Annotated in this window: 18 protein-coding genes; 10 read left to right on the forward strand and 8 right to left on the reverse strand. The window is 64.5% G+C overall.

Features of this window, described 5'->3' with window-relative positions:
- Positions 1-12: 12 nt before the first annotated feature.
- Both ACSSVG_RS13625 and ACSSVG_RS13630 read right to left on the reverse strand, forming a co-directional pair.
- Positions 13-864 (reverse strand): CPBP family intramembrane glutamic endopeptidase, encoded by an 852-nt coding sequence (locus ACSSVG_RS13625; RefSeq protein ID WP_231338393.1) that lies wholly within the window; start codon positions 862-864, stop codon positions 13-15.
- 124 nt (positions 865-988) lie between these two features.
- Entirely contained in the window at positions 989-1927 is a 939-nt protein-coding gene (locus ACSSVG_RS13630) for an NAD-dependent epimerase/dehydratase family protein (protein WP_492415205.1), read from the reverse strand.
- A gap of 143 nt (positions 1928-2070) precedes the next feature.
- On the opposite strand from ACSSVG_RS13630, the gene ACSSVG_RS13635 reads away from it, so the two are divergent.
- From ACSSVG_RS13635 to ACSSVG_RS13645, 3 genes are read left to right on the forward strand one after another with little or no spacing between them, the layout of a single operon-like run.
- Complete coding sequence (locus ACSSVG_RS13635) at positions 2071-2808, forward strand: TetR/AcrR family transcriptional regulator (RefSeq protein WP_492415206.1); 738 nt, start codon at positions 2071-2073, stop codon at positions 2806-2808.
- A gap of 16 nt (positions 2809-2824) precedes the next feature.
- Complete coding sequence (locus tag ACSSVG_RS13640; RefSeq protein WP_492415207.1) at positions 2825-3616, forward strand: oxygenase MpaB family protein; 792 nt, start codon at positions 2825-2827, stop codon at positions 3614-3616.
- Positions 3609-4502: a DUF817 domain-containing protein gene (locus ACSSVG_RS13645; protein ID WP_492415208.1), complete on the forward strand. Its 894-nt coding sequence runs from the start codon at positions 3609-3611 to the stop codon at positions 4500-4502. The genes ACSSVG_RS13640 and ACSSVG_RS13645 overlap by 8 nt, the downstream gene beginning before the upstream one ends.
- Here ACSSVG_RS13645 and ACSSVG_RS13650 read toward each other — a convergent pair.
- Positions 4477-5034 (reverse strand): hypothetical protein, encoded by a 558-nt coding sequence (locus ACSSVG_RS13650; protein ID WP_492415209.1) that lies wholly within the window; start codon positions 5032-5034, stop codon positions 4477-4479. The genes ACSSVG_RS13645 and ACSSVG_RS13650 overlap by 26 nt on opposite strands.
- A 253-nt stretch (positions 5035-5287) precedes the next feature.
- Between ACSSVG_RS13650 and dnaK the strand changes: the two genes are divergently transcribed.
- The 4 genes from dnaK (at position 5288) to ACSSVG_RS13670 (ending at position 9415) form a co-directional block, all read left to right on the forward strand.
- Positions 5288-7153, forward strand: coding sequence for a molecular chaperone DnaK (gene dnaK / locus ACSSVG_RS13655; RefSeq protein ID WP_231338387.1), 1866 nt, complete (start codon positions 5288-5290; stop codon positions 7151-7153).
- A 2-nt stretch (positions 7154-7155) separates the two neighbouring features.
- A complete protein-coding gene (locus tag ACSSVG_RS13660) occupies positions 7156-7815 on the forward strand; it encodes a nucleotide exchange factor GrpE (RefSeq protein WP_492415210.1) in 660 nt (219 codons plus the stop codon).
- A gap of 189 nt (positions 7816-8004) precedes the next feature.
- Positions 8005-8985: a DnaJ C-terminal domain-containing protein gene (locus ACSSVG_RS13665; RefSeq protein ID WP_492415211.1), complete on the forward strand. Its 981-nt coding sequence runs from the start codon at positions 8005-8007 to the stop codon at positions 8983-8985.
- A 10-nt stretch (positions 8986-8995) separates the two neighbouring features.
- Entirely contained in the window at positions 8996-9415 is a 420-nt protein-coding gene (locus ACSSVG_RS13670) for a heat shock protein transcriptional repressor HspR (RefSeq protein WP_231338384.1), read from the forward strand.
- Positions 9416-9424: 9 nt separating this feature from the next.
- Here the strand turns inward: ACSSVG_RS13670 and ACSSVG_RS13675 are convergent, their stop codons facing one another.
- The gene (locus ACSSVG_RS13675) at positions 9425-9826 is read right to left on the reverse strand and encodes a hypothetical protein (RefSeq protein WP_492415212.1); all 402 of its coding nucleotides are present in this window, start codon (positions 9824-9826) and stop codon (positions 9425-9427) included.
- Positions 9827-10057: 231 nt separating this feature from the next.
- Here ACSSVG_RS13675 and ACSSVG_RS13680 point away from each other — a divergent pair, with 231 nt between their 5' ends.
- On the forward strand, positions 10058-10384 hold the full coding sequence (locus ACSSVG_RS13680; RefSeq protein ID WP_492415213.1) for a DUF3040 domain-containing protein: 327 nt from the start codon (positions 10058-10060) through the stop codon (positions 10382-10384).
- A 53-nt stretch (positions 10385-10437) separates the two neighbouring features.
- Here the strand turns inward: ACSSVG_RS13680 and ACSSVG_RS13685 are convergent, their stop codons facing one another.
- The 4 genes from ACSSVG_RS13685 to ACSSVG_RS13700 all read right to left on the reverse strand — a co-directional run bounded on the left by ACSSVG_RS13685 (position 10438) and on the right by ACSSVG_RS13700 (position 12627).
- Positions 10438-10863: a hypothetical protein gene (locus tag ACSSVG_RS13685; RefSeq protein WP_231338382.1), complete on the reverse strand. Its 426-nt coding sequence runs from the start codon at positions 10861-10863 to the stop codon at positions 10438-10440.
- An 86-nt stretch (positions 10864-10949) separates the two neighbouring features.
- The gene (locus ACSSVG_RS13690) at positions 10950-11600 is read right to left on the reverse strand and encodes a CG0192-related protein (protein WP_492415214.1); all 651 of its coding nucleotides are present in this window, start codon (positions 11598-11600) and stop codon (positions 10950-10952) included.
- A 56-nt stretch (positions 11601-11656) separates the two neighbouring features.
- Entirely contained in the window at positions 11657-11935 is a 279-nt protein-coding gene (locus tag ACSSVG_RS13695; protein ID WP_492415215.1) for an amidohydrolase family protein, read from the reverse strand.
- A 56-nt stretch (positions 11936-11991) separates the two neighbouring features.
- Positions 11992-12627 (reverse strand): TetR/AcrR family transcriptional regulator, encoded by a 636-nt coding sequence (locus tag ACSSVG_RS13700; RefSeq protein WP_492415216.1) that lies wholly within the window; start codon positions 12625-12627, stop codon positions 11992-11994.
- A gap of 83 nt (positions 12628-12710) precedes the next feature.
- Here ACSSVG_RS13700 and ACSSVG_RS13705 point away from each other — a divergent pair, with 83 nt between their 5' ends.
- Complete coding sequence (locus ACSSVG_RS13705; protein ID WP_231338375.1) at positions 12711-13769, forward strand: agmatine deiminase family protein; 1059 nt, start codon at positions 12711-12713, stop codon at positions 13767-13769.
- Positions 13769-15487, forward strand: a complete 1719-nt coding sequence (locus tag ACSSVG_RS13710; RefSeq protein ID WP_492415217.1) for an amidase — start codon at positions 13769-13771, stop codon at positions 15485-15487. The genes ACSSVG_RS13705 and ACSSVG_RS13710 overlap by 1 nt, the downstream gene beginning before the upstream one ends.
- Positions 15488-15549 lie beyond the last annotated feature (62 nt).

Here is a 15549-nt window from a genome sequence, read left to right on the forward strand (position 1 = left end):
CCGCTCACGGGATCAGGCTGCGTCGATGGAAGCGGGGGAGTTGAGCTTCTTTCGGGTGGCATGTCCCTTGACGAAGAAGATGGCCAGCAATGCCAAAAGGATGTAGACCCAGTTGAAGATCCCGGCGAGGGAAATCAGGCCGGCCGCTCCGGCTGATTCGGTGGCAGCATCGATCCCACCTGTGGCCAGGAACGTGGTGGGATCCGTGGCGGCGTGCAGCAGGATCGCCCAGGTGATGCTGCCTGTGACCCGCATGGAGAGGTACATCATGGCACCAAATCCGAAGGTGTAGACCACGGTCACGGCGACAACCAGTGGCTCCATTGTGAGAATGTTTCCACTGTGCAGCAAGGCGAAATACGCGGTGGACAAAACGAAGACGAGCCGTTCACCGTAGCCACCGTTACGGAGCATGTTGACAACGATTCCTCGTGTGGCAAGTTCTTCGGTGAATCCCACGCATAGGCCGAAGAAGGCCATGACCAAGACAAGTCCCACCGAGTACGAGGACCAGTTGGTCGCTACCAGCCGCAGGACGATAGGGATGATGAGCAGGGGGATCACAACCCACATCCAAGCCTTCCCCCGGAGGGGCTGGGGGCCGAAAATCTCCTTGACCCAACCGAGCGAGCGTGCAAACAGGAGCAGCAATATTCCGGCGACCAGGATGGGCAGCGCCAGCGTAAGGAACGCGGTGAGCGGATCAGCCAACGGGTTTTCCAGGTTGATGAAGCCCCCGAACAGGGTGCCGATACCAAGGCCGATCAGTTCATAGACGCCCCAGTAGAGGGCAACGAACAGAAGTGCTTTCCACCACGTCCCACGGTTCCAAAAACGGATCCATCCAGAGTCACTTTCATGCATGCCCAGCACCTTCCTGCTTGTTCCCCCTTTAGGCCGGGGCCATCCTGATAAGCCTAGGTGATGCCGGGGTGTGAAAGGTGCGCCGCTGCGGTTTTTGCGGTGCGGGATTGATGTGGCTGCTGTTTCAGGAACGCTGTGGCATCTGCGCAGCTTCCTTCCACCACGTCATCGTTGCAGTTGCCGCTTCCATCAGGGGTGTCGGGGCCAGGCCCAGGAGCTTCTGGCTTTCCGAGGAATCCATCACGAACGGGCGTTCGAACTGGTACAGCAATTCGGCAATCTCGCGCACGTCCGTGGAGAAAACACCCGCCACCCGCAGCACCCATCCGGGCACTGCGCTCACCTTGGGCACAGCAACCCCTGCGGCCGATGCGTGTGCTGCGGCCATGTCTCCCTGGGTGACGGCTGCGCCTGTAGGGGCGTGCAGCACCGTGTTCCATAGTTTGGGCTTCTGCGCGGCCGCAATCATGGCTGCGGCGAGGTCCGGGACGTAGGTGAACGAGTGCGGCTGGCGTGTGCTTCCGATGAACTGCACTGCCTTGCCTGCCAGGATGGGCGCCACCATGCGCTCTCCGGCATGTGCCATCTTCACGCGTGGTCCGAAGAAGTCTCCGGCGACGACACTAACGGTGTCGGCGGCATGCGTTTTCCTCGCCGTCAGCAGCGCGGTCCGCACTCCGCGCTTGCCACCGGTAGCCGTACGTGGGCCGGCTTCGGTCATGACGTTGTCCGGCTCGCTGTACGAATAGAGGCTTTCGGGGAAGACGACGACGGCGCCCGCGGCTGCCGCTGCATCCATCACCACTTGCTCGGCTTGGGGGAGTTCGGCAGCCCAGGCGGAGGCGCGGTATGCGGATCCATGGATGCAATGGAAGACGGCGGTTGCTCCCTGAATCGCCTGATCCAGCTGCGAGGCGTCCGAGACGTCGGCCTGGACCCGTTCCACCAAGGGATGCTCCGGGCCGCTGCCGGACCGCGTCAAAACGCGCACCCGATGGCCTTGCCGGGCCAGTTGTTCCGCGACGGCGTAGCCAACGGGACCTGCTCCTGTGACGACGTACATAGTGTGCCTTCTTTCGGGTCTGTATCCGTGAAATCAAAAGCGAGAGCAGTGCTCTCTAAATCAGCATGAGGGTGAATGTCGACCATGTCAAGAGCGCTGCTCTCGTTTGTTGACAGCGCTCTCTGTTGTGGCAAGCTATTGGCATGACGTCCGCCGGCTCCAGTGCAACCAAGACCAAGGGAACAACGCCGCGGGAACGCGCCCGCACCCAGACAATCGCCGACATCATCCGCCTCGGCCGGGAGCACTTGGCTGTCCACGGTGCGGCTGCCCTGTCCCTGCGCGCCGTGGCGAGGGATCTCGGCGTCGTATCCTCGGCCGTATACCGCTACGTCGAGAACCGCGACGAACTCCTCACCCTCCTGCTCATCGATGCCTACAACGAGCTCGGCGACCACGTGGATGCGGCCGTCGGAGCCGTCCCGGAACAGGATTTCGCCGGGCAGTTCAGGGCCCTCGGCAATGCTGTCCGTGCGTGGGCCATCCGCGAGCCGGCCAGCTACGCCCTGTTGTTCGGAAGTCCCGTCCCCGGGTATCAAGCGCCGGGGGAGCGCACCACCGTCCCGGGAACCCGGGTCATTGTCCGCCTCGTCGGTATCTTCGATGCCGCCTACCGTGCGGGTGCGCTCAACGCCGAGGTGACCCCCGCCGTCGTGATTCCTCCGGCCTTGGCCGCAGACCTGGCGGCCATTCGCGCCGAGATGAATCTCGCGGCCCCCGACCCGTCGCTTGCGCGGGGTGTCCTGGCGTGGACGTCGGTGTTCGGGGCCATCAGCTTCGAGGTTTTTGGGCAGTATGGCGCCGGCACCTTCGCCGCCCGCGACGAACTGTTCGCGCATCAGCTCAGCGTGCTGCAGGGCGTCGTGGGGCTCCAAGGCTAGGCGCTAAAGTATTCAGATGGTTCGAGGGCTTGCAGACATCGGTGCGGAGGGCGTCCTGCTCGCCGGTGCAGGCCGCGCCATACTGCTGCAAATCGCCGACCCCAAAGTGGGCCATGGCGTGGCCGAGCACAGCAATTTCGCCGAGCGCCCCATGGACCGCCTCCGCGCGACCATGACTTACGTATATGCGGTGGTTTACGGCTCGGAGGAGCAACTCAAGGCCGTCCGCCGCGCCGTCAACCGTGCCCACGCGCCGGTCCGCCGCGAACCTGACGGCGACTCCAAGGGCTACAGTGCCTTCGATGCCGAATCCCAGCTGTGGGTGGTCGCGACCCTCTACGACACCGCCGTCACCGTCTATGAGCAGGTGCACGGAAGGCTCGACGGCGAGACCGCCGAACGTATTTACCGCGAGTATGCGCGGATCGGGACAGCCCTGCAGCTTCCGGCGGGCATGTGGCCGGCCGACCGTGACGCTTTCGCTGCCTATTGGGACGCCCACGTGCAAGGACTCCAGCCGGACGAGAAGGCGCTGGGGGTTGCGCGGGACCTGCTCCATCCAGCTGGTGGACCGCGGCTTGTGCGCCTGGCCATGCCGCTGGCGCGGTTCCTCACCGCAGGACTGCTGCCCGACCACCTGCGTGAAGGCTTCGGCTTTGAGTGGGGCCCGGGCCATGCGCGCCGCTTCGAACGGACCATGCGCCTGATGGGACGTGTTTATCCACGGCTGCCACAGCGGATCCGGCATTGGCCCCGCGATCACTACCTGGGCCAGCTGGTGGTGGACTCAAAGGTGCTGCATGCGTAACTCCACGTCGGTGGAAGAGTCCATCGATGCCCTTGCGCACCGTTACCTGGACCGCGTCCGGGGAAGTCGCCTGCAAGCCGGGCTCACCGAATTCGTGGTCTTCGGGCTGAAGCAGGCCTGGGCATGTGTTTTTGGGGCCGCACTGCTCGCCGTGATTATCGGGGCCCGCCTTTGGTATCCGGATAACGCAGGGCTTGCCCGTAACGATTTCCTGACCCTTGCCGCCGTCGTCATCCAAATTCTGATGATCTCCTTCAGGCTGGAGACGCTGCGGGAATTGCGGGTCATCCTGCTCTTCCACGTGGTGGGGACCGCGATGGAGTTGTTCAAGACGGACGTCGGATCCTGGGCGTACGAGGCGGAGGGGTTCCTTCGGGTTGGGGCAGTCCCCTTGTTCAGCGGGTTCATGTATGCGGCGGTCGGCTCCTACATGGTGCGTGTTTTCCGGCTGTTCGACCTCCGCTTCGACCGCTACCCGCGCCGTTGGATCACTGCCCTCGTGGCGGGTGCGATCTACGTCAATTTCTTCTCGCACCACTACATCTTCGACGCACGCTGGGTGCTGCTGGCCGCCGTCGTGCTGGTCTACGGGCGGTGCGTGATGCACTTCCGGGTGTTCCGGCGTCGTTTCCGCATGCCCATCCTGGTCTCGTTCCTGCTGGTGGCGCTGTTCATTTGGTTCGCGGAGAACATCGGCACTTGGTCCCGTGCGTGGCTGTATCCGAACCAACTGAACGGCTGGCAGGCCGTCTCCATCGACAAGCTGCTGGCGTGGTTCCTGCTGATGATCATCTCCGTGGTGCTGGTGGCGTGGGTGTACAAGCCGGAGCCGCTGGATGCCCTTGGCGCCGCTAAGGTCCCTAGGCTTCGCCGCGTAGCGCCTTGAGGGCCGCGCGGCGCGCGTGAAGCAGGGGCTCGACGTCGGGGACTCGCCTGAGGCTCATATTTTCAGGCGCGGGGGGCTTGCGTTGCGCATCCATCACGATCCCGAAGTCGCCGCGCGTACCCGCTGCGAGCCATGAGTTCGTTCCGCGCCAGAGGGTGAAGTCTATGGCTGCGCCGTCCACCGTGATCGTTATGCGCCTACTGGTGAGGGCGCTGAACGCCGCGTTCTGCCGCTGAAGTTCTTCGAAGTTGTGCGGAATTCCGGCCGAGGCGCGCCATCGGTTTCTGGCAGTCCCGCCGGGATCCTGGTTTGTTGTGATCACGTCAACCAGAGGGCCTGCGGGCGAGAAGGCATCGCCGTGCACCACGCTGCCCTCACTTCCGTCGTGTTGCCAGGATCCCAGCATTGAGGTCCCGTCCCAGCCTTTAAGCGTGAACAGCGGGAGCAGGTGTGCACCGTCCCGGATCTCCTGATCCATCCGGTCGTTCATCGCCCAGAACTCGTCCGGCGGCAGGTATCCCGTGAACTCCATCGCGCCAGTTTGCCAGTTCACCGTGGGCGAAACCAGCCCCTAACCCGCGTGATTCCGCCGTCTTTTAAATGGTCAAAGGCAAAGTTGAGCGCACTTGACTCAACTTTGGATTGACTTAATTCTGAGGCTGAGTACAGTTGAGTGCAGAACGCTCAACTAGCCGATTGTTGAGCAGGCTTCCGGCACGTAGACCGCCCAGCGGACCGCTGTCAGGTGCAATCTCCAACATCGGCCATTGAAAGGAAAACAAGATATGTCACGTGCAGTAGGTATCGACCTCGGAACCACCAACTCCGTGGTCTCTGTTCTCGAAGGTGGCGAGCCCACCGTCATCGCCAACGCAGAAGGCGGCCGCACCACGCCGTCGGTCGTTGCGTTCTCCAAGTCCGGCGAAGTCCTGGTCGGCGAAATCGCCAAGCGCCAGGCCGTCAACAACATCGACCGCACCATCGCTTCCGTCAAGCGCCACATGGGCACAGACTGGAACGTCGCCATCGATGACAAGAAGTACACGCCGCAGGAAATCTCCGCGCGTATCCTCATGAAGCTCAAGAACGACGCCGAGAGCTACTTGGGCGAAAAGGTCACCGACGCTGTGATCACCGTTCCGGCCTACTTCAACGACGCCGAGCGCCAGTCCACCAAGGAAGCCGGCGAAATCGCAGGCCTCAACGTCCTCCGCATCGTCAACGAGCCCACCGCAGCGGCACTGGCCTACGGCCTGGACAAGGGCAAGGAAGACGAACTCATCCTGGTCTTCGACCTCGGTGGCGGAACCTTCGACGTCTCCCTCCTCGAGGTTGGCAAGGACGAAGACAACTTCTCCACCATCCAGGTCCGCGCAACCGCCGGTGACAACCGCCTCGGTGGCGACGACTGGGACAACCGCGTCGTCGAGTGGCTCCTGAGCCAGCTCAAGGTCAAGGGCATCGACCTCTCCAAGGACAAGATCGCCCTCCAGCGTTTGCGTGAAGCTGCAGAGCAGGCCAAGAAGGAACTGTCCTCCTCCACCAGCACCAACATCTCCCTCCAGTACCTCTCCGTCACCCCCGACGGCCCGGTCCACCTGGACGAGCAGCTGACCCGTGCCAAGTTCCAGGACCTCACCAAGGACCTGCTGGACCGCACCAAGAAGCCGTTCCAGGACGTCATCGCAGAAGCTGGCATCAAGGTTGCCGACATCGACCACATCGTCCTCGTCGGTGGCTCCACCCGTATGCCTGCGGTCTCCGAGCTCGTCAAGGAACTCGCCGGTGGCAAGGAGCCCAACAAGGGCGTCAACCCGGACGAAGTTGTGGCCGTGGGCGCCGCACTCCAGGCCGGTGTCCTGAAGGGCGAGCGCAAGGACGTCCTCCTCATCGACGTCACCCCGCTGTCCCTCGGCATCGAAACCAAGGGTGGCGTCATGACGCACCTCATCGAGCGCAACACCGCTATCCCCACCAAGCGTTCCGAGACCTTCACCACCGCTGACGACAACCAGCCGTCCGTGGCTATCCAGGTCTTCCAGGGCGAGCGTGAGTTCACCCGCGACAACAAGCCGCTGGGCACGTTCGAACTGACCGGCATCGCCCCGGCACCGCGTGGTGTTCCGCAGGTCGAGGTCACCTTCGACATCGACGCCAACGGCATCGTCCACGTGTCCGCCAAGGACAAGGGCACCGGTACGGAACAGTCCATGACCATCACCGGTGGCACGGCGCTCTCCAAGGACGACATTGACCGCATGGTCCGTGAAGCCGAAGAGCACGCCGCTGAGGACAAGGCCCGCCGCGAAGCTACGGACACCCGTAACTCCGCTGAGCAGCTCGCCTACTCCGTCGAGAAGCTGATCGCCGACAACGACGACAAGCTGCCCGAGGAAGTCAAGACCGAGGTCAAGGCCGACGTCGACGCCCTCAAGTCCGCGCTGGAAGGCACCGACGACGCCGCCGTGAAGACTGCGTTCGAGAAGCTCCAGGCTTCCCAGACCAAGCTCGGCGAAGCCATCTACTCGCAGGCCGCCGCAGCTGACGCTCCGGGTGCCGGTGCAGAAGGTGCTCCCGCCGGTGAAAAGGCTGCGGACGATGAAGACATCGTCGACGCCGAAATCATCGACGAAGACGAAGCGAAGAAGTAGCCATGCCTCACCACGGCAACGAAGCAGAGCACTCTGAAGGCAACGAGCCGCGCAAGCCCGTGATTCGGGACAACCGCAAGGTCGACCCGGAGACCGGCGCAGCCCGTCACCCTGAAAGCGATGCTGAGGCTCCCACCGAAGGCAACGCCGCTCCCACGGACGGCGACGCCCTCTCCCAGGCTGAGGAAATCCTCAACGGGGTAGAGGTGCCGGCTGAAGAGTCGGTAGCCTCCGGTGCCGCGGCTGAAGCCCAGGCAGCGGAGCTCCGCAACGACCTCCTCCGCCTTCAGGCCGAGTACGTCAACTACCGCAAGCGCGTCGAACGCGACCGTGCCGTAGCAGGAGAGATGGCCGTCATCGGCGTCCTCAACTCCCTGCTCCCGGTACTGGACGACGTCGACGCCGCACGCCAGCACGGTGACCTCGAAGGCGGCCCCTTCGCCGCCATCGCCACCAAGCTGGAGAACGCGTTGAAGACGTACGGACTGGAACGCATCGCGGACACGGGCGTCGAATTCGACCCCACCATCCACGAGGCACTCATCCAGCAGCCCGGCGAGGACATCGAGGTTGACACGGTCAGCCAGGTGCTGCGCTCCGGATACCGCTCCGGTGAGCGGGTCCTGCGTGCAGCCCAGGTCATCGTGGCTGTCCCGGCGTAGGTTCCACCGCGAAGCGAGACAAGGGGCCCCGCCCCTACGCGTGGCGGCTTTAGTCCTACGGACTTAGCCGCCACGCTCCGGTAGGCCCGAAGCCACTCCCGGGCCCCTTGTCCCGCTCCGCTCCGGCGGTCGGCTCGCCTAAGGTGGGTGGACGCAGGTGCTTATTTATTGATTTGAAAGGAAACGCTCTTGGCCAGCCAGGACTGGGTTGAAAAGGATTTTTACGCGATCCTTGGTATCGCCAAGGACGCGTCCGACGCGGATATTAAGAAGGCTTACCGCAAGCTCGCCCGGCAGTACCACCCGGATACCAACGCTGGGGATGCTGCCGCGGAGAAGAAGTTCAAGGACATTTCCGAGGCTTACTCGGTGTTGTCGAGTCCTGAGGACCGGCAGCAATATGACGCCATCCGTGCCATGGGTGGTGCCCGGTTTGCTCCGGGTGCTGGCGCTGGACGTGGTGGTGCTGGAGCCAACGGTGGGTTTGAGGACCTGTTCGGTGGCTTGTTTGGTGGCGGGCCCGGGGCGCGTCAGCCTGCAGGCGGCGGTATCCCTCCGGAGTTCGCTGACCTGTTTGGTGGCGGCTTTGGCGGTGGCAACCAGACCGGGTTCCAACGGGCTCCGCAGAAGGGCTCGGACCGGACCGCGACGACGTCCATCTCGTTTGCCGGTTCCATCAAGGGCACCACCGTGAGCCTGCGAGAAAGCAATGGCAACGTCATCGACGTCAAGATCCCCGCCGGCATCAAGGACGGGCAGAAAGTCCGTCAGCGCGGCAAGGGCAATGTTGGCCCGGCCGGAAACGGCGACCTCATCATCACGGTGAACGTGAAGCCGCACGACTTCTTCCACCGCGACGGCGACAACATCCGCATCCACGTGCCGGTCACGTTCGCGGAGGCGGCGCTTGGCGCCACCATTGAGGTTCCAACGCTCGACGGCGACACCGTCAAGGTGCGCGTCCCGGCCGGAACACCGTCGGGTCGCACCCTCCGGGTCAAGGGCCGCGGCGTGAAAACGTCCAAGTCGACCGGCGACCTGTTGGTGACTATCGACGTCGCGGTTCCCCAGAACCTGAGCAAGGAAGCGGAGGAAGCCGTGAAGGCCTTCGCTGCTGCCACCACTGACGCCAACCCGCGTCACGACCTGGCCGCGAAGGCCCGGTTGTAAGGAGGCGGTCATGGGCATCGACGTCAACCAGCCGATCTTTGTCATCTCCGTAGCCGCGGAGCTTGCCGACATGCATCCGCAGACGTTGCGCCAGTACGACCGCTTGGGCATCGTCTCGCCCAGCCGTGCGCCCGGCAAGTCCCGCCGCTACTCGCAGAACGACGTCAACAAGCTGCGGGAGGTCCAGCGCCTCTCGCAGTCAGGCGTCTCCCTTGAGGGCATCAAGCGAATCCTTGACCTCGAAAACCAGGTCGCCGCGCTCCAGTACCGGGTGGCTGAGCTGACGGAAGAACTGACCCGCCGCCGCACACCGGCCGGCGCGCGCATCTTTGCTGCAGGCGCGGCCGGCGACGTCGTCAGCCTGGCACGCGGGCAGCGGCCCCGGGCGAGGTCGCAGGCTGTTGTGGTGTGGAGGCCCCGCGGGGATTAATTCCTCGAGCTAGGCCCGGCTGCGGTCCCAACTCACCACCACGCGGGCAGCTCCCCCCTCGGTGCGCTCCACGTTGACCACGATCTGCGAGTCCGTTGCACCCATATCCCGGATCTGCTGCTTGTAATTCTCGAGGTGCTCCTGCAACGACTCTTCGGTCCACTCGCCGGGACGCATCCTCGTGGAAATCTCCACTGGTTCCTCCCGGACAAGAATCTCGTCGGGCTGTTCGGCCGCTGAGGGTTCCGGCGTCGGGGAAGCCTGCGGCGCCAGCATCCGGAAGGCGAACGCGCCGCCGGCTATGCCAGCCGCCAAACCCGCTGCGATGAGCCAGATGGCGCGTCCTGGTCCGCGCCGTTTGGAACTGGTTCCGATCAGGTTTGCTGCCTTTTTGGAGCTTCGTCGTGCCATGGGGAGTTCAACTTTCCAGTCGGCGTTAGGTGGTCCGTGCATCTGCGGGCCGCAACCCGCCCCTCCATCGTAAGCATCCTTAGAACCCTTGGTAAGCCGCGCGCCGCGTCCGCCGAAACCGCCTAGCCATCCAGCGCCGGTTGTACCTGTGGCTAGATGGGTGAAACGGGAAGATAATGAAGGCATGGCACGGCAAGCAGCGCTCGTGCTGATGACCTGAGCATCGTGAGGATGATTCCGGTGTCGTTGTCCGAAGAAGAACGCAGGAGCTTGGAAGAGCTGGAGCAGGAACTCGCGTCAACGGATCCCGGGCTCGCCTCTGAACTGAAGACTGGCCGCCCACGCGGAGCAACGGCCCGCACAATTCTTGGCGGCCTGGCTGTTCTGTCCGGCTTCGTCATGGTGATCGCCGGGATTATCACCCAGTTGGTAGTCCTGGGTGTCGTGGGTTTCCTGCTGGCCAGCGCCGGGGCCTACTGGATTCTTGCCGGGTCTTCGCTCCGGGTGCGGATCGGATGGCGCCGGATCGGACGGCACGACGGCGAACCGGCACCTTAATGGGAATACGGCACCGCGGGCGCGGCCCCCGACGCCGGTGAGACGGACGCTTCTTAGGGAACCGGGGGTACGGGAGGCTGGATCGGAGTCTCCGGCTGCTTCACGGGTTCCGGCTCGCCCGGGGGCATCATCATGCGCCACGCCAGGACTGCGCCCGCGCCAACCACTGCCCCAACGAGGAGCCCGACAAGCCACCCGGACAGGCGTGGAGCACGCTGTGGGCTCTTGCGCTTCAGGGCCTGGGTGGTCCTCTTGACAGCGCTGGCAGCGGTCCGTTGGGCGTCCTTGGCCGCTTTCTTGTTGCCGGTCAGCGTGAGCATGACACCGTGAACCACGGCCGGGACGTCAGCGTGATCGATCCGGGTCAACGCCCACTTCACCACCGCATCAGCCTGGGACGATGTGCCGTCCGCCGCATGCGTCACCCACTCCCGTGCAAGATCCTGCACGGCGGGAATGATGTTCTGTGGTTTGTACATGGTGCACCCCTATCGGAGTAGATGGCCCCGTTTGCCAGCCTACGCCGGAGCCCCTGCGACCAACAGGGCGCCCCGGCGTCGGAGGGTCAGTCGCGGACCACTGCCGCCAACTCCACCGAATTCTCCAGGCCGGCCCACTGGCCATTGAGGGTCAACTGGTTGTGGAGCTCAGGGGCTGCCGCAGTGCTGGCAGAAGCGTCCGCGGCCACATCCAGGACCCGCGCCACTTTCAACCGCAGCTCGCCCGCGTCGATGATCGTCACGCCGCTGCCCGATACCGGCGCCGAGGCACTCAAGGTGGGAACACCGCCGTCGAGCTTTCCGCTGCCTTTCACCGTGACCGTACTGGGCCGCGGTTCCGGCTCGCCGTCGACGATCAGTTCCGCCTCTTCCTGGCCGGTCAAGATGGCTGTAGCGAGGGCTTTGACGTAAATGGGGTCGGCGCAGGCGTCGTAGACATAGCGCTTGCCCAGGACCGAGTGATCCATGGTGCCTATAAGCCAGTCCTCGGCACCGGCCAGCTCGAAGCCGCGGTAGCTGAGGGGAACCTGGTAGATGCGCTCGCCGGCGGTGACGACGTGGGTCTCGATACCCACTTCTCCAGCGGGATCGTCAAAACGGTAGGCGCCGATGAGTTCCGGGGTGCCGTCCTGGATGAACCAGGGTTGCTTCGGCAAGTAGTCAGCGATGAGTTCGAGCTTGGACGGGGACAGGGTTGCCTTGTGAATGATCGCCATGGACTCCAGCCTAGGGCAGGGTGCCGCGGTCCCGAAGACGGGCACCCTGCCACCAGCTAGCGTGAAGGTACCCCCTCCACGAAAGTCGCCACAACGGACGTCCTGGCTAGCTCTTCAGGCGTGACCAGCAGTGGATCCTGCTCGAAAACCGTGAGGTCGGCCAACTTCCCAACGCTGATGGTGCCCGTTTCCGCAGCCAGGCCGGCAGCGGCTGCGGCGTCACCCAAGCCGTGGACATTGGCCGTGCCGACGCGCTGGTGTGTGGTGCTTACGGGAAGGCTGCCACGGAACTTTTGGACGCCATCATCCAGGATCCTGACGCCCCGCCTGTTCATCGTTGGTTCGAAGGGGCCAGCGTGCACCTGGCGCGCTGAGCGAAGCCCGGCACCGCTTACTGGGCGGGATTGGCGACGAGGGATCCTGGAACCGCCCCCACCATTCCCTCCACCGCGCGGGCGAGGTGGCTGCCGCGGTCGTTGACGCCGTCCCAGCGGACCAGGGCCTGCGCGTTCAGGCCATCCACCATGCCGAGGATCTGCCAGGCTACGGCGGCGGCATCGGAAACGTTGAATGCTCCGGTCGCGTTCCCGTCTTCCACGACTCCCTGGAAGACCTTTTGCCAGGCGTCCATTTGTTCGCGGACGGACGCGGCCAGGGCTTCGTTGCGGCGTCCCAGCGTCCACGCTTCAACCCAAATGGCCGTGACGTCCAGCCTGCTGTTGTCCAGGAGCGTGTCCACCAGCAAGCTGAGCCGCTCGGACGGGCCGGGGAGCTGACTCAACAAGCCTGCGATTTCCTGTGTTTCCGCGGCCACGATGGTGGCGAACGTGCTGGAGACGAGCGCTTCCATGTTGGGCTGATAGTGCGCCACCAAGCCTGAAGCGACCCCCACCCGGGCGGCTACATTGCGCAGCGTCAGGGCTGTGAGACCCGTCTCGAGTGCGATCCCGCGGGCGGCTTCAGTGATTTCTGCGGCGCGTTCTGCCGGTGACTTCCGGACCGCGCGCTTCTGTGGAGTGCTTGACATCAAGGACCAGTCTAGATTACCTTTTCAGCATTGTTGATCGTGTGATCAACAAGAGAATTGCACTAAGGACGAAGGAGTCACCCATGGCTTGGAGAATGCCGGCCGAAACCGCACCGCATGAACGCACCTGGATGGCGTTTCCCCGCACCGGCCTGACCCTTGGCGACGACGCCGCCTCGGCCGAAGAGGCCTACGAGGCCTGGACCGCCGTCGCCCATGCCGTGGCCGAATTCGAACCTGTCACCATGGTGGTGGACCCGAGCGAGCGCGAGCGCGCTGCCCGCATGCTGGGCAACGGAATCGAACAGGTTGAGGCGCCGTTGGATGAGTTCTGGATGCGCGACGTCGGACCCACCTTTGTGCTGGACGACGAACGTCCCGGCGTGCTCGGCGCTGTGGACTGGATCTTCAACGGGTGGGGTGCCCCGGCGTGGTCTGAATGGCAGAAGAGCGCCGGAATGGCCCGCTTCGTCGCGGAGCAGTCGGGCGCCGAACTGGTCAGCTCGCTGCTGGTCAACGAGGGCGGCGCCATCCACGTGGACGGCGAAGGAACTGTGCTGATCACCGAAACGGTCCAGCTGGATCCGGGCCGGAATCCCTATGCCGACAAAGCGGCGGTCGAAGCCGAACTGGCCCGCACCATCGGAGCCACCAAGGTCATTTGGGTACCCCGGGGACTGACCCGCGACTATGAGGACCTGGGCACGCGCGGTCACATCGACATGGTGGCCACCCTCCCCACTCCCGGCCGTATCCTGCTGCACTCCCAGACCAACCCGGAGCACCCGGACTACGAGGTCAGCCGCACGCTCCAGGCATTCCTGGAAACCCAGACAGATGCGGCGGACAAGCCGTTCGAGATTGTGCCGCTGCCGGCTCCGGAAACGCTGCGCGACGACGACGGCTTTGTGGACTGGAGCTACGTCAACCACTTGGTGGTCAATGGCGGCGTGATCGCCTGCGGCTATGGAGAAGAACGTGCTGATTCCCTTGCGGCGGAAATTTTGGCTGAGGCTTACCCTGGCCGCCGGGTGGTCACTGTGGACGCCCGGCCCATCCTGGCCCGCGGTGGCGGTATCCACTGCATCACCCAGCAGCAGCCGCGTCTCAGCGGAGCGCCGTTCACCGGAGGTGCAGCGTAATGGCCCGCTTCGACGTCGTTGAGGCATCCATCGCGCAACTGCGCGGGGCACTTGAGTCGGGCGAGGTGACCAGCGAGGAACTGACCCAGGCGTACCTTGACCGCATCGAGGCCTTCGACCGCAACGGCATCAAGCTCAACTCAATGGTGGTCATGAACCCCGATGCGATGGCGGATGCGCGGGCCTCGGACGAACGCCGGGCCCAGGGCGCTGTGAGGGGTCCCTTGGACGGCATCCCGTACACGGCCAAGGACAGTTACCTGGCCAAGGGACTCACTGCCGCGGCAGGTTCGCCCGCTTTTGAGCATCTGGTGGCGCAGCGTGATGCGTTCACCATCGAGCGGCTCCGCGATGCCGGGGCGGTGCTGATTGGCCTGACCAACATGCCGCCCATGGCCAACGGTGGCATGCAGCGTGGTGTGTACGGGCGCGCCGAGAGCCCCTATAACGCAGACTTCCTGACGGCGGCTTTCGGGTCCGGCTCCTCCAACGGTTCCGGCACCGCGACAGCGGCCAGCTTCGGAGCCTTCGGCCTTGGTGAGGAGACATGGTCAAGTGGCCGCGCACCGGCGTCGAACAATGCTTTGTGCGCTTACACGCCCTCGCGCGGCGTCATCTCGGTGCGCGGAAACTGGCCGCTGGTTCCCACCATGGACGTCGTGGTGCCGCACACGCGCACGATGGCCGACATGCTGGAACTGCTGGACGTGATCGTGGCCGACGACGCAGAGACGCGCGGCGACTTCTGGCGGGCGCAGCCTTGGGTTCAGCTCCCGAAGTCGTCCGAGGTCCGACCGGAGTCGTATGTTGCGCTGTCTCCGGAAACGGTCGACGGCGGAGGGCTGGCTATGCGGGGCAAGCGCTTCGGTGTGCCGCGCATGTATATCAACGCAGACCCGGACGCCGGGACCAGCGAGCAGCCGGGGATCGGCGGGCCCACCGGGCAACGCATTGAGACGCGGGCTTCGGTGATAGCCCTGTGGGAGGCCGCGAAGGGCGACCTTGAAGCTGCCGGGGCTGAAGTTGTGCTGGTGGACTTCCCTGTGGTCTCCAACTATGAAGGCGACCGACCCGGCGCGCCCACCATCGCCACCCGCGGCCTGGTCAGCTCCGAGTACCTCAAGCGTGAGATCGAGGACCTGTCGGCCTGGGCATGGGACGACTTTCTGCAGGCCAACGGTGATCCCTCCCTTAACCGGCTGGCCGATGTGGACGGCGCAAGGATCTTCCCGCACCCGAAGGGCGCGCTGGCGGACCGTTACACCGGATTCGACGACCATATTTCCGGCTATCCCCGGCAGGTCCGTGAGTACGGTGTCTCCCGATTCACCGAGATCCCCGAGCTGGAAGGCGGAGTGCGCGGCCTGGAGGAGACCCGGCGCGTTGACCTGGAGGACTGGATGGACGGGCTCGGACTGGACGCGGTCCTGTTCCCGGCAGCGGCCGACGTCGGACCTGCCGACATGGACGTCAACCCGGCCTCCGCGGACCTTGGTTGGCGCAACGGTGTGTGGGTGGCCAACGGTAACCTCGCCCCGAGGCACTTGGGCATCCCGACGGTCACCGTGCCGATGGGAACGATGGCGGATATCGGCATGCCCGTGGGCCTCACTTTCGCAGGCCGCGCCTACGACGACACGGCACTGCTGACGCTGGCTGCCGCCTTCGAAGCAACGGGTTCGCGGCGCACGGCTCCGCCCCGGACGCCGGCGCTGTAAAGGGATTCGACGGCGGATTCGATGGCGGGCAAGCCGGACCTAATGCGTTGCTGGGCCCCGGC

This window comes from Paenarthrobacter sp. E2MeOHC11, from assembly GCF_058744955.1.

Bases quoted from the DNA above. Each gene is read 5' to 3' on its own strand.
- dnaK (WP_231338387.1), top strand. From the start codon at position 5,288: ATGTCACGTGCAGTAGGTATCGACCTCGGAACCACCAACTCCGTGGTC.
- ACSSVG_RS13670 (WP_231338384.1), top strand. From the start codon at position 8,996: ATGGGCATCGACGTCAACCAGCCGATCTTTGTCATCTCCGTAGCCGCG.
- ACSSVG_RS13645 (WP_492415208.1), top strand. From the start codon at position 3,609: ATGCGTAACTCCACGTCGGTGGAAGAGTCCATCGATGCCCTTGCGCAC.
- ACSSVG_RS13705 (WP_231338375.1), top strand. From the start codon at position 12,711: ATGGCTTGGAGAATGCCGGCCGAAACCGCACCGCATGAACGCACCTGG.
- ACSSVG_RS13695 (WP_492415215.1), bottom strand. From the start codon at position 11,935: ATGAACAGGCGGGGCGTCAGGATCCTGGATGATGGCGTCCAAAAGTTC.
- ACSSVG_RS13660 (WP_492415210.1), top strand. From the start codon at position 7,156: ATGCCTCACCACGGCAACGAAGCAGAGCACTCTGAAGGCAACGAGCCG.
- ACSSVG_RS13710 (WP_492415217.1), top strand. From the start codon at position 13,769: ATGGCCCGCTTCGACGTCGTTGAGGCATCCATCGCGCAACTGCGCGGG.
- ACSSVG_RS13625 (WP_231338393.1), bottom strand. From the start codon at position 864: ATGCATGAAAGTGACTCTGGATGGATCCGTTTTTGGAACCGTGGGACG.
- ACSSVG_RS13690 (WP_492415214.1), bottom strand. From the start codon at position 11,600: ATGGCGATCATTCACAAGGCAACCCTGTCCCCGTCCAAGCTCGAACTC.
- ACSSVG_RS13635 (WP_492415206.1), top strand. From the start codon at position 2,071: ATGACGTCCGCCGGCTCCAGTGCAACCAAGACCAAGGGAACAACGCCG.
- ACSSVG_RS13680 (WP_492415213.1), top strand. From the start codon at position 10,058: ATGATTCCGGTGTCGTTGTCCGAAGAAGAACGCAGGAGCTTGGAAGAG.
- ACSSVG_RS13630 (WP_492415205.1), bottom strand. From the start codon at position 1,927: ATGTACGTCGTCACAGGAGCAGGTCCCGTTGGCTACGCCGTCGCGGAA.
- ACSSVG_RS13700 (WP_492415216.1), bottom strand. From the start codon at position 12,627: ATGTCAAGCACTCCACAGAAGCGCGCGGTCCGGAAGTCACCGGCAGAA.
- ACSSVG_RS13640 (WP_492415207.1), top strand. From the start codon at position 2,825: ATGGTTCGAGGGCTTGCAGACATCGGTGCGGAGGGCGTCCTGCTCGCC.
- ACSSVG_RS13650 (WP_492415209.1), bottom strand. From the start codon at position 5,034: ATGGAGTTCACGGGATACCTGCCGCCGGACGAGTTCTGGGCGATGAAC.
- ACSSVG_RS13675 (WP_492415212.1), bottom strand. From the start codon at position 9,826: ATGGCACGACGAAGCTCCAAAAAGGCAGCAAACCTGATCGGAACCAGT.
- ACSSVG_RS13685 (WP_231338382.1), bottom strand. From the start codon at position 10,863: ATGTACAAACCACAGAACATCATTCCCGCCGTGCAGGATCTTGCACGG.